The organism is Paractinoplanes rishiriensis (genome assembly GCF_016862375.1).
In the GTDB taxonomy this organism is placed as follows: Bacteria; Actinomycetota; Actinomycetes; order Mycobacteriales; family Micromonosporaceae; genus Actinoplanes; species Actinoplanes rishiriensis.
Genome location: NZ_BOMV01000026.1, coordinates 171,943 through 184,056, shown reverse-complemented (window position 1 = coordinate 184,056; position 12,114 = coordinate 171,943). Strand labels below are relative to the sequence as shown.

At 71.5% G+C, this 12,114-nt stretch carries 14 protein-coding genes; 4 read left to right on the top strand and 10 right to left on the bottom strand.

What is annotated here, in order from left to right; translation table 11 throughout:
- Positions 1-466: 466 nt before the first annotated feature.
- Both Ari01nite_RS14020 and Ari01nite_RS14015 read left to right on the top strand, forming a co-directional pair.
- Entirely contained in the window at positions 467-802 is a 336-nt protein-coding gene (locus Ari01nite_RS14020) for a hypothetical protein (protein ID WP_203781648.1), read from the top strand.
- On the top strand, positions 799-1,359 hold the full coding sequence (locus Ari01nite_RS14015; RefSeq protein WP_203781647.1) for a hypothetical protein: 561 nt from the start codon (positions 799-801) through the stop codon (positions 1,357-1,359). The genes Ari01nite_RS14020 and Ari01nite_RS14015 overlap by 4 nt, the downstream gene beginning before the upstream one ends.
- 23 nt (positions 1,360-1,382) lie before the next feature.
- Here Ari01nite_RS14015 and Ari01nite_RS14010 read toward each other — a convergent pair whose 3' ends face one another.
- From Ari01nite_RS14010 to Ari01nite_RS13965, 10 genes are all read right to left on the bottom strand, one after another.
- Positions 1,383-1,550, bottom strand: coding sequence for a hypothetical protein (locus Ari01nite_RS14010; RefSeq protein ID WP_203781646.1), 168 nt, complete (start codon positions 1,548-1,550; stop codon positions 1,383-1,385).
- 68 nt (positions 1,551-1,618) lie between these two features.
- Positions 1,619-2,383: a PIG-L deacetylase family protein gene (locus Ari01nite_RS14005; protein ID WP_203781645.1), complete on the bottom strand. Its 765-nt coding sequence runs from the start codon at positions 2,381-2,383 to the stop codon at positions 1,619-1,621.
- Entirely contained in the window at positions 2,373-2,834 is a 462-nt protein-coding gene (gene mnhG / locus Ari01nite_RS50875) for a monovalent cation/H(+) antiporter subunit G (RefSeq protein ID WP_275410848.1), read from the bottom strand. Before mnhG ends, Ari01nite_RS14005 begins: the two co-directional genes overlap by 11 nt.
- On the bottom strand, positions 2,831-3,151 hold the full coding sequence (locus tag Ari01nite_RS13995; RefSeq protein WP_203781644.1) for an MrpF/PhaF family protein: 321 nt from the start codon (positions 3,149-3,151) through the stop codon (positions 2,831-2,833). Before Ari01nite_RS13995 ends, mnhG begins: the two co-directional genes overlap by 4 nt.
- A complete protein-coding gene (locus Ari01nite_RS13990) occupies positions 3,148-3,702 on the bottom strand; it encodes a Na+/H+ antiporter subunit E (RefSeq protein ID WP_203781643.1) in 555 nt (184 codons plus the stop codon). The genes Ari01nite_RS13995 and Ari01nite_RS13990 overlap by 4 nt, the downstream gene beginning before the upstream one ends.
- A complete protein-coding gene (locus tag Ari01nite_RS13985) occupies positions 3,699-5,237 on the bottom strand; it encodes a Na+/H+ antiporter subunit D (protein WP_203781642.1) in 1,539 nt (512 codons plus the stop codon). The genes Ari01nite_RS13990 and Ari01nite_RS13985 overlap by 4 nt, the downstream gene beginning before the upstream one ends.
- Positions 5,234-5,644: a Na(+)/H(+) antiporter subunit C gene (locus Ari01nite_RS13980; RefSeq protein ID WP_203781641.1), complete on the bottom strand. Its 411-nt coding sequence runs from the start codon at positions 5,642-5,644 to the stop codon at positions 5,234-5,236. Before Ari01nite_RS13980 ends, Ari01nite_RS13985 begins: the two co-directional genes overlap by 4 nt.
- Complete coding sequence (locus tag Ari01nite_RS13975; protein ID WP_203781640.1) at positions 5,641-8,472, bottom strand: Na+/H+ antiporter subunit A; 2,832 nt, start codon at positions 8,470-8,472, stop codon at positions 5,641-5,643. The genes Ari01nite_RS13980 and Ari01nite_RS13975 overlap by 4 nt, the downstream gene beginning before the upstream one ends.
- A gap of 2 nt (positions 8,473-8,474) precedes the next feature.
- A complete protein-coding gene (locus tag Ari01nite_RS13970; protein WP_203781639.1) occupies positions 8,475-9,134 on the bottom strand; it encodes a response regulator in 660 nt (219 codons plus the stop codon).
- A complete protein-coding gene (locus tag Ari01nite_RS13965) occupies positions 9,131-10,084 on the bottom strand; it encodes a sensor histidine kinase (protein WP_203781638.1) in 954 nt (317 codons plus the stop codon). Before Ari01nite_RS13965 ends, Ari01nite_RS13970 begins: the two co-directional genes overlap by 4 nt.
- A 174-nt stretch (positions 10,085-10,258) precedes the next feature.
- Between Ari01nite_RS13965 and Ari01nite_RS13960 the strand changes: the two genes are divergently transcribed.
- Both Ari01nite_RS13960 and Ari01nite_RS13955 read left to right on the top strand, forming a co-directional pair.
- Positions 10,259-10,762: a cation:proton antiporter regulatory subunit gene (locus Ari01nite_RS13960; protein WP_203781637.1), complete on the top strand. Its 504-nt coding sequence runs from the start codon at positions 10,259-10,261 to the stop codon at positions 10,760-10,762.
- Between the two features lie 550 nt (positions 10,763-11,312).
- Positions 11,313-12,020, top strand: a complete 708-nt coding sequence (locus tag Ari01nite_RS13955) for a lytic polysaccharide monooxygenase auxiliary activity family 9 protein (protein ID WP_203781636.1) — start codon at positions 11,313-11,315, stop codon at positions 12,018-12,020.
- Positions 12,021-12,114 lie beyond the last annotated feature (94 nt).

Genomic DNA, 12,114 nt, shown 5'->3' with positions numbered 1-12,114 from the left:
CCCCACCGCGCCCCACCCCACCCGCTGCACCCCACCCCGCCTACTCCGCGCCCACCAACCGCGCTCCTTCCGCGCTCCGTCCGCGTTGCGGACCTTGGTCCTCTCACCACCCCGAGACGCCATCCCGGCATCTGAACTATCCATCCCGCAGGACGATCGCCCCACCTGATAAATCGTATAAATACTCTTTAAAGGGCGTCGCTGGGACGCACGCGACCGATCTTGGCGATCTGCTGTCGGCAACGACAGCAACTCGACGACATCTGGCCGAGGACGACAGCGCGGACTACAGCGCGGACGACAGCGCGGACGACAGCGCGGACGACAGCGCGGTGGACGTGGTGGCCCGGACGGCGCCGCCTATCGCGCACACCCCTGCCGTGCTCCGGCTCTGGTCCCGCCGGGCCAACCACCAAGATCGGGTCGGTGGCCGGCCGGATCAGGGGCGTCGCTACAGTCGGCGGCCGTGGGGGATCAGGGCGAGGTCTGGACACTGCGACGGTTCGGCGACGACGGTGAGTTACTCGCACGGCTGGTTGTCAAGGACGGCGCCTTTCCGTGGCTCTACGCGCGAATCGAGGAACTCGACGGGTTCGGCGCGGTGCGGGCGCTGCTTGAGAGTTATGACGATGAGGGTGACTCGTCGTATCTGGCGGTTCGGAACGCCGTCGCTCTGCATTACCCGGACGGGGCACGCGTGCCCGAGTTTCTGCTCCGGGTGGACGGGCAGGAGGCAAGGTGGCGGTGGAGCGACGAGCCGTTCGACAACGACGATGACCTAGACGAAGAGGTTGACCCATGAGCGACGTGCACCCGCTGTATCCGAACCTCTGGGTGGCCGACCGGGTACGCCGCGGTGAGGCGTACGAGATCCTCATGGAAGCGACCGCCGAACCCGTGGACTGGGCCGATGCCGTGTGGGCGGACGTCGTGGGCCACCTCGCCGACGCCGACAACCACCAGCGGTCGATCGCCGCCCAACTGCTCTGCAACTTCGCGGCGCACGACCCCGGCGACCGCATTCTCGGCGACCTGGACGCGCTGATCGCCGTCACCAAGGACCCGAAGTTCGTCACCGCCCGGCACAGCCTGCGCTCACTCTGGCGGATCGGGCTGGCCGGCGGCACCGAGCGCCGTTCCGCCCTGCTCGCCACCGTGAGTAAGCGCTACGGCGACAGCTTCACCGAGAAGAACGGCACCCTGGTACGCAGCGACATCGTCGAGACCTTGCGCCTGCTTTACGACGCGACCGGCGACGACAATGTGCGGTCGACCGCGCTGGAGCTGATCGACGCCGAGCCGGACGATAAGTACCGCCGCAAGTTCGCCCGGTTCTGGAAAGGATGGGCCCGCCCCTGATATTCAGGCCCATCCCGGACGGGTCAGGCCCCGATGCGGCACAGGAATCCGCCCCAGGTGCGGTCGCCGGACGCCCGCAGGCCGCCGTCGACCGGTGCCGCCGTGCGCAGCGACCTCAGACGGAACGCGACCCGGCGGCCGCGCTCGCCTACCACGAGCGGGCCCTGGCGCTGGCCGGCGACCTGGGCCATCCACTCGACCGGGCCCCGCGCGCACGACAGTCTCGGCGGATGCCGTACGGGCACCTGGCCGCGCTGGCCTAGAAGAGTCCCAGCCGGAACACCTCGAACGAAGCGCCGTACCGGGCGCCGAGCCGCGCCCCGGTCTGCCGTGCGAAGCCCTCCAGGAACTCCTCCGAGTCGAAGTCGCCCGACCCCAGCCCGCGCAGGTATGCCGCGTGCGCCTCCAGCGACCGGACCCCCAGGTCGAAGGTGTCCGTGGTGTCGACACCGTGTTTGGACTGCGGCGAGCCGGCCGCCCACACCTCGCGGACCCCGCCCCACTTCTCCAGGCCGTCGGCGTCGATCTGCTCGCGGAACACCCACCGGTTGGCCGCGTCGCGCACCGCGTCCAGGGTGGCCTTGCCGGTGACGATGTGGTCGGACATGTTCAGCGCGTTGCCCTCCTCGTCCCAGCTGTCCCGGAAGTTGTTGGTGATCACGATCTCCGGCCGGTGCTTGCGGATCACCCGGCTCAGCTCGCGGCGCAGCGGAACCCCGTACTCCAGAACGCCGTCCGGAAGCCCGAGGAAGTCGACCTGCCCGACCCCGACGATGGCCGCGGACTCGCGCTGCTCCCGCTCGCGCAGCGGCCCCGCCTCGGCCGGGTCCATCCCGTCGATGCCGGCCTCGCCGCTGGTCAGCAGCACATAGACGATCTCCTTGCCCTGCGCGGTCCAGCGGGCGACCGCGGCGGCGGCACCGAACTCGAGGTCGTCGGGGTGGGCCACGATGGCGAGGCCACGCTGCCAGGTCTCGTCGACGGCCTGCAGCGGATTGGGCACGGAGGGCGTGTCAGCGGTCATGGCACCCATCTTGCGCTCCCGCCGCGTTCCGGGCGGCCGAAACCTGCCCGGCGCGCCGCCCAGCGTCCACCCGTTCGCGCGCACCACGAACCTCGACGGCATCCTGCGGGCCCGCCGCGGCGGCCTGGGCGTCCAGTTCGTCGACCAGCAGCAGCTCCTTACGCACCTGACCGGCACGGTAGGCGGCGCGCCCCACCATGTGCGCCGCCACCGGCGCGGTGCTCAGCTGGAACACCGCGACCAGCACCAGCGTGGTGATGTCGACCGTGTCGCGCAGCCGCAACCCGCACCCGAGCAGCACCAGCAGCAGGCCCAGCACCTGCGGTTTGGTGGCCGCGTGCATCCGGGACGGCAGGTCGGGGAAGCGGACCAGCGCCACCCCGGCGGCGAGGCTCAAAGCCGCGCCGGCCACCATGCAGACCGCGGCCACGACATCCAGTGCATCGGTCACGGCGGTGCCCCCTCACCCTCGATGTCGGCGGTACGGGAACCGGAGCCGTCCGACCGGCGTGGCCCGCTGCGGGTGGCGAACCGCGCGACGCTGACCGAGCCGGTGAACCCGAGGATGGACAGCACCGCGAGAATCGGCAGCGCGGTCCCGTCCCGGGTGGTGGCCGCGACCACGGCGACGGCCATCACCACGATGGCCAGCAGCACGTCGGTGGCCACGATCCGGTCCAGGATCGACGGCCCGCGCACCACCCGGACCATGGTGAGCGCCGTCCCGGCGGCCAGCAGCACGGTGACGACGACCGCAACGACGGTCATGACGGGCTCCCCTCACGGACGGTGGGCGCGGTCGCGGTGAGCCGGCGTTCGGCCGGACTGCCGAGGGCGTCGACGATGCGCGCCTCCAGCTCGAGCACGCCCTGCCGGAACCGTTCCACCTCGGCCCGGTCGCGGACCCCGAGGACGTGCACGTAGAGCACGCCGCGAGCCCGGTCGGCCTCGACGATCAGACTGCCCGGCACCAGCGACAACGCCTCCGCGGTCAGGGTCAGGTTGAGGTCGGTCGGCACCCGCAGGGGTACCGCGATCACGGCGCTGCGCGGCACGTGCCCGAACCGGAACGCCAGCACCGCGATCTGCACGCTGGCCACCACCAGGTCGGCCAGGAACCGGGACACCAGCCGCAGCAGGCCGGGCAGGCTGAGCCGGCCGCCGAACGTGACCGGCGGCAGCGGGAAGACCATCAGGATCACGGTGGCCACCAGCAGCCCGCCGACCACGTTGATCCAGGTCGGCCTGCCCCACAGCAGCACCCAGATCCCGGTGAGGCCGGCCACCGCGATCAACCGGTCCCGGGCCGGGCGGGTCATCGCGGTGCCTCCGGAAGCTGGCCCTGCGGGAAGACGGCGTCGACGTACCCGCTGCGCTCGATCAGGTAGCCGGCGGCCTGGTCGCTGAGCTCGTACAGCGGCCCGGCGGCCACGGTCAGCCCGGCGCCCAGGGCGACCAGCACCAGGGTCGGCGCCACCATCAGCCGGGGCAGCAGGGAGGTGGGCGGATCGGCCTCGGCCGGGTCGGGCATCGCCGGGTTGGGACGGCGCCAGAACGCCAGGTTCCACACCCGGGCGATCGCGTACAGGGTCAGCAGGCTGGTCAGCACGCTGCCGCCGACCAGCAGCCAGGCCAGCACGCTGCCGTCGTTGGCGCCCGCCTGAAGCAGGCCGGTCTTGCCGATGAACCCGGAGAACGGCGGGATGCCGGCCAGGTTGAGCGCCGGCACGAAGAACAGCCCGGCGAGCACCGGCGACAACCGGGCCAGCCCGCCCAGCCGGTCCAGGGTGGCGCTGCCGCCACGGCGTTCGATCAGTCCCGCGGCCAGGAACAGCGTGGTCTGGATGGTGATGTGGTGCACCACGTAGAAAATCGCGCTGGACAGCCCGAGCCGGGTGGCCAGCCCCACCCCGAACAGCAGGTAGCCGATGTGGCTGACCAGCGTGAACGACAGCAACCGTTTCAGGTCGGACTGCGCCACCGCGCCGAGGATGCCGACCACCATGGTCAGTAACGCGACCACCATGAGCAGCGTCGCCACCCGCCCGCCGGGGAACAGCAGCGTCTCGGTCCGGATGATCGCGTACACGCCGATCTTGGTGAGCAGGCCGGCGAAGACGGCCGTGACGGGCGCGGGCGCGGTCGGGTAGCTGTCCGGCAGCCACGCCGACAGCGGGAAAACCGCGGCCTTGATGCCGAACGCCAGCAGCAACATGCTCTGCAACATCAGGCGCAGGCCGTCGGGCAGCGCGTCCAGCCGGTCGACCAGCTGGGCCAGGTTGAGCGTGCCGGTGGCGGCGTACACCAGCCCGATGGCGACCAGGAAGATCAAGGACGAGACCAAAGACACGACCACGTACGTGGTCCCCGCGCGGATCCGGTTCTCGGTGCCGCCGAGGGTCAGCAACACGTAGCTGGCCACCAGCAGGATCTCGAAGCCCACGTAGAGGTTGAACAGGTCGCCGGCCAGGAACGCGTTGGTCACGCCGGCGGTGAGGATCAGGTATGTCGGGTGGTAGATGGACAGCGGCGTCTCCTCGTTGCCGTCCGCCATGCCCTGCCCGATCGAGTACACCAGCACGCACACCGTCACGGCCGACGAGACCACCAGCATGAGCGCCGCCAGCTGGTCGGCGATCAGCACGATGCCCAGCGGCGCCGTCCACCCGCCGACGGACACCACCAGCGGCCCGTCGGTGCTGGTCAGCACGAGCAGCGCCACCGAGACCAGCAGCGTGCCGGTGAGCACGCTGAGGCTGACCGTCCGCTGTGCCCGCGGCCGCCCGGCCATCATCAGCGTGAGCGCGGCACCGAGCAGCGGCATCACCACCGGCAACGGGACGAGGAAGTTCATCGCGGCGCCTCGGCGACGTCGTGGGTGTCGGCCGTGCCCGGGCCCTCGTCCCGCTCGGCCAGCACCATGATCCGGCGGTCCTCCACGTCGTCCTGCACCTCGTCGTTGCCGGTCAGCTTCCAGTTCCGGTAGGCCAGCGCGAGCAGGAACGCGGTCATCCCCAGCGTGATCACGATCGCGGTCAGGATCATGATCTGCGGCAGCGGGTCGCTCATCTCGGCGTTGGGGGTCACGCCCACGATCGGCGCGCCACCGGCCTTGCCGCCCAGCAGGATCAGCAGGTTGGCGCCGTTGCCGAGCAGGATCACGCCCATCACGATCCGGGTGAGGCTGCGCTCCAGCAGCAACGAGACCCCGGTCGCGAACAGCACCCCCACCACGATCACGTAAAGCAGGTTGGGTGTCATACGGTGACCTCCTCCCGAATCTCGTGGCGTTGTTCCTCGGCCGGTTCGGCCTGGCGGTCCAACTCGGCGCCCAGGCTGCGCAGGATCTCCAGCACCAGGGCGACGACGATCAGATAGACGCCGATGTCGAAGAAGACCGACGTGGCGAGATGGACGTGGCCGAGCAGCGGCAGATGGAAGTCGAGCAGCGCGCTCTGCAGCACCTCGCCGCCGAGCAGCATGGCCACCGCCCCGCTGCCGACCGCGACGAACAGGCCGGACCCCAGCACCAGGCCGGCGTCGACCGGTGCGGCCGCGATCAGCTCGCGACGGCCGCCGGCCAGGTAGCGCACGGTCAGCGCCAGCCCGGCCACCAGGCCGCCGGCGAAGCCGCCGCCGATCGCGTTGTGCCCCGAGAACAGCAGGTAGATCGAGAACAGCACCACGGTGTGGAACATCAGCCGGGCGACGACCTGGAGGATGATCGACTGCCGCCGGGCCTCCGGCGTGTCGCCGGCCGCGAGCCAGGCGGGCGAGTCGCCGACCGGCACCCGGCCGGGGCCCCGCCGGGCGCTGCGCCGCTCCAGCGCACCGGTGCGCCGGAAGATCAGGCTGGCCACCCCGGTCGCGGCCACCACCAGCACCGAGATCTCGCCCATCGTGTCCCAGGCCCGGATGTCCACCAGCGCCACGTTCACGATGTTGGTGCCGCCGCCGAAGGAGACCGCGAGCTCCGGGAACTGGCTCGAGATCGGCTCGGCCTGGCGACGGCTGACCGCCGCGTACGCCATTCCCGCGGTGACCGCACCCACCACCACCGCGAGTGCGCCGCGCAGCCGGCGGGTCAGCGCCAGCGGCCGGGCCGAGAAGTGTTCGGGCAGCCGCCGCAGCACCAGCACGAACATCACGATGGTGACCGTCTCGACCAGGAACTGGGTGAGCGCCAGATCGGGCGCGCCGTGCAGGACGAACAGCACGGCGATGCCGTACCCCGAGACCCCGACCAGCACCATCGCGGTCAACCGGCGCCGGGCCCGGGCGGCCACCAGGGCCGAGACGATGATCGCGGTGCCGGCCACCGCCTGCGCCGGGGAGTCCCACAGCCGCAGCACCATCGGCCAGGGCGCGCCGGCCAGCAGCGTGGCACCGCCGAGCACCACCAGCACGACCAGGATCACCGCGACGTAGAACGGCAGCGAACCGCGCTGGGTCGCGCCGGTCACCTCGACCGCGAGCCGGTCGACGCCGGCCATCACCCGGCGGTAGGCGCGGTCGCGCGGTGCGGCCGGCGGTCCGGGCCGGTCCGGGCGCAGCAGGAACAGCACCGTGCCGCAGGCCAGGGCGACGGCGCTGAGCAGCACCGGCAACCCCGGACCGTGCCACAGGGCGAGGTGGTACGGGTGTTCCGCGGCCACGTAGCCCGCGGCGTACGGGCTCACCATCCGGTCGATCAGCGGAGCCGTCACGCCGACCGCGAGTCCCGACAGCGCGAGGAGCGCGGGAGGCGCCAGGAAGAGAGCGCCGGGCGCGTGCGGCCGGGTCTCGGCGACATCCGGTTTGCGGGCAAAAGCACCCCAGACAAAGCGGAGGCTGTACGCGACAGTCAGCGCGGAACCGGCGACCAGGGCGAGCAGCACCAGCCGGTCGATGGTGGACGCCCCGGTGAAGGCCGCGAACACCGCCTCCTTACCGACGAACCCGGCCATCGGCGGCACCCCGGCCATCGACGCGGCGGCCAGCATCGCGACCCCGGCCAACACCGGTTGCCGGGCACCGAGCCCGCTGAGCTCGCGCAGGTCACGTGTGCCGGCGGTGTGGTCGACGACGCCCACCACCAGGAACAGCGCGGCCTTGAACAGGGCGTGCGCGAGCAGCAGGGCGGTGCCGGCCAGCGCCGCGTCCCGGGTGCCGGCGCCGAGCACCACGGCCAGCAGCCCCAGCTGGCTCACCGTGCCGTAGGCGAGCAGCAGTTTCAGGTCGTACTGGCGAAGCGCCGACCAGGCGCCGCCGAGCATGGTGAGCAGGCCGCCGATCACCAGCACCGGCCGCCACGGCAGGTCGTCGGCGTAGGACGGGCCGAGCACCGCGATCAGGAAGATGCCGGCCTTGACCATCGAGGCGGCGTGCAGATAGGCCGACACCGGGGTGGGCGCGGTCATGGCGGCCGGCAGCCAGAAACCGAACGGGAAGATCGCCGACTTGGACATCGCCCCGACCAGGATCAGCACGAGCGCGATGCCGAGGTAGACCGGCGAGGGCGACGGCCCGGCGACGATCGCGGAGAGCTTGTAGGTGCCGGCGGCCTGCCCGAGCATCACGAAGCCGACCAGCATCGCGAGCCCGCCCAGCGTGGTCACCAGCAGCGCCTGCATGGCGGCCCGGCGGCTCGGCCCGTGCTCCGGGTCGTTGCCGATCAGCAGGTACGAGAAGACGGTGGTGAGCTCCCAGAACACGTACAGCACCAGCAGGTCGTCGGAGACGACTAGCCCGGTCATCGCCCCCGCGAACGCCAGGAACAACGCGGCGAACCGGCCCAGCCCGCGCTCGCCGGGCGCGAAGTAGCGGGCGCTGTACGCCAGCACGATCGCTCCGACGCCGCCGACCAGCACCACCATGAGCCAGGGCAGCGTGGTGAGCCGCAACGCCAGCTCCGTGCCCAGTTGCGGCACCCACGGGTAGGTCTCGGTGGGCGGCCGGCCGTCGCGGACCCGGCCGCTCTGGGCCAGCGCCCAGGCACCGCCGGCCGCCGGCACCAGGGCCAGCAGGTAGAGCGCCCGGCGGCCAGCCACCCGCACCAGGGCGGGTGCGAGCACGGCGGCCAGCGCGTGGATCAGCAGAATCAGCAGCATGATCAGGGCTCGATGAGTCCGGCGCGGATGGCGTACCTGGTCAGCTCCAGCCGATCACGCAGGCCGAGTTTCTGCAGGATGTTGGCGCGATGCCGCTCCACCGTCTTGGCGCTGATGAACAGCAGCTCGGCGATCTGCCGGGTGGAGTGCCCCTCGGCGACCAGCTTGAGCACCTCCTCCTCGCGGTCGGTGACCGCCTTGGCCGGGATGCCGGCGCCGCCGCGCACGCGCTCCAGGTAGTCGCGGACCAGCGCGGTCACCGTGGCCGGGTAAAGGAATGGTTCGTCGCGCATCGCGGCGTGGCAGGCCTCGACCAGGTCGCGGTCGGCGGCCGACTTCAGCACGTAGCCGGCCGCGCCGACCCGCAGCGCCTCGAAGAAGTACTGCTCGTTGTCATACATGGTCAGGAAGAGAATGCGCAGGTCGGGCTGCATGCGGGTGAGCTCGCGGGCGGCCTGGAGACCGGTCATCCGGGGCATCGCGATGTCGAGGATGGCCAGGTCGGGCGGGTCGGCCCGGGCCAGGTCGAGCGCCTCGGCGCCGTCCGCGGCCTCGGCGATCACGGTGAGGTCGCTCTCCTGGTCGAGGATCAGCCGGACGCCGCGGCGCACCAGCGCGTGGTCGTCGGCCAGCAGGATACGGGTGGGTCCGGGCACGGTCATCTCCCCCGATCCCCGGAGGCCACCCGCAGGCTCACGTCGGTGCCGCCGCCCGGCGCGGCGGCGAAGGTCAGGATCGCGCCGATGAGCAGCGCGCGTTCACGCATGCCGCGGATGCCGGCGCCCTCGGCGGCCGAGCCCATCCCGCTGCCGTCGTCGCGGATGCGCAGCTCCACCCCGTCGTCGCCGTCCCGGCGCAGGATCAGCGTCGCGGTGTGCGCGCCGGAGTGCCGGGCCACGTTGGTGAGGCTCTCCTGCGCCACCCGGTAGAGCACCAGCTCCACGTCGGCGCTGAGCTCGGGCAGGTCGGTGCCGAGCTGGCGCTTGACGGCCAGCCCCGCGGTGGAGAACTCGGTGGCGAGCGCCCGCAGCGCGCTGGACAGCCCGAGCTCCTCGAGCACGCCCGGTCGCAGCCGGCGGGCGATGCGCCGGATCTCGTCGAGGCTGTTGCGGGTGGTCTCCTGCACCTGGCGCAGCTGGTCGGCGACCGGCGCCGGCGCCTGGTCGGCCACCCGCTTGATGTCGAGCAGCACGGCGGTCAGCGTCTGGCCGATCTCGTCGTGCAGCTCCTGCGCGACCCGGCGGCGCTCGGCCTCCTGCGCCGACAGCGCCCGGGCCGCGCTGGCCGCCCGCTCGGCCTCGAGCCGGTTGAGCATCGCGTTGAACGCCCGGATCAGCGCCGCGATGCCGGCCCGGCCGCTGACCGGCAGCCGGGTGCCCGGCCGCAACAGGTCGACGGTGGTCATCGTGCGGGTGAGCCGGTCGAGCGGGCTCAGCCCGACGCGCAACAGGAACGCGTTCGCGATCAACATAGCGGCCAGTCCGGTGATCAGGACGATCGCCTCGGTCAGCACCACCGGCGTGGACACCGTCACCGGCCCGAGCAGCAGTCCCACCGTCGCGACGACGAGCACCGCCGCGTTCAGCGAGAAAATGCGCCAGAACAGTGTCACGCCAGGCCCCTCATCCGACTGCGGTTCGTGTGCTTCGAGCCTGCCGGGCGGGCGGCACATCGTCCATCCGTGCTGGCACCCAAACAATGCGTCACGAAATGGGTGCCAGCACGGATGTTAAGCGGCCCTCCGGTGGGCCAGGCTGGAAAGTCACGGACGAGAACGGAGCCGACGATGACCATCGAGCGCATCGCACTGCCCGGTGTCGGCGTCTGTCACGCCATCACCACCGGGGCCCGGCAGCGGCTGGGCGTGATCAACCGCCGGCACGGCCGGCGCGACCTGGTCGTGTACGACCAGGACGACCCGGAACGCGCCGCCTGCACCGTCAGCCTCGCCGACCACGAGGCCCACCAGCTGGCCGACCTGCTGGCCGGCACCGTCTTCGTCGACCACGTCCGGGAGCTGGAATTGCAGACAGCCGGCCTCACCGCCGTCCGCATCAGGATCCCGGCCGGCTCGGCCGCCGACGGCCACTCGCTGCGCGACCTGCAGCCCGGCGGCTTCTCCGGCGCCGCGGTGGTGGCCGTGATCCGCGACGGCACCCTGGTGCCGGCCCCCGACCACGGCTTCGCGCTCCGCCACGACGACATCGCGGTGGCGGTCGGCGACGAGTACGGCATAGCGGTCCTCACCGCGTTGATCGCCGGCAGCCGCATCTCCGCACCCGGACGTTGATCTTTCTCCATGACCAGACCGGAGTCGGCGGTCGTCGGAGTCGGCGGGCCGCTGAACACGGAGCCGCGCGGCCGGGGCGCGGCGTAGACCCGCTCCCGTGGTATGTCGCGGCCGAACCCGGCCCGCCGGGGTACCGCGGTCGCTGTGGAGCTGTCGGCGGTCCGGTGCAGCGGGTCACCGGGCGGTTCCGAGAGGCCCGGCACGCCGGTGTCGTGCAGCGCAGCCGAGGGCGCAGTGCGATCGATCGAGCAGGCCCGCGGGGGGGGCGGCGGCCGAGGAGTTCGGCCAGGTCGGTGACGGGCCACATGGTGACAGTGGGTGCGGTGGCCACCGGGCCAAATATTGACAACCTTAAATAAGACCTGAGAGGCTCGATACCGGAACCGGTGAAATTAATTGGCTCAGCTGGGGCGAGGGCGAACCCCCGGCCGCCGCTCAACACATGCCTACGCGCGGCTTCCGTGCGACGCCCCCCGGTTCCGGGCGTCGATCCGCCCAGCTCAGCTGCGCTCGGGCATCTCGATCCCCCCATCGAGTGCTGGAGGCACCCATGTCCCTTTCTCTGCGTTTGCCCCGACCCGTCGCCCGGGTCGCCACCGTCGCGACGGCCGCCGCTGCGCTGCTCGCCACGACGCTCGCCAGCGGAGCGTTCGCCCACGGCTCCACCATCGACCCGGCATCCCGCAACTACGGCTGCTGGAAGCGGTGGGGCAGCGATTTCCAGAACCCGACGATGGCCCAGACCGACCCGATGTGCTGGCAGGCGTGGCAGGCCAACACCTCGGCGATGTGGAACTGGAACGGCCTGTACCGCGAGAACGTACAGAACAACCACCAGGCCGCCGTCCCGAACGGCTCGCTGTGCAGCGCCGGTAACACCAACGGCACCACGTACTCGGCGCTGGACACCCCGGGCAACTGGGTCGCGACGAACATCCCCAACTCGTCGAACTTCACCGTGGTGGCGCACGACCAGGCGCGGCACGGCGCGAAGTACTTCCGGGTGTACGTGACCCGGCAGGGCTTCAACCCGCTGACGCAGCGCCCGAGCTGGAGCGACCTCACCCTGCTGAAGGACACCGGGCCGATCGCGCCCGGCGTCGGTGAGACCACCAACGACCCGGTGCTGGGTGGCGTGTCCGTCAAGATCCCGGTGAGCGCGCCGGGCCGGACCGGACGGCACATCGTCTACACCGTCTGGGAAGCGGGCCACGCCGACCAGGTGTACTACTGGTGCGCGGACGTCAACTTCGGCTGAAAAGAAGGCTGACAGCTCCATCGGCGGCCCCGGGCATGTCCCGGGGCCGCTCGTTGTGTGCGCCATCCCGGCCGACCACTTTGTACGATGGCGG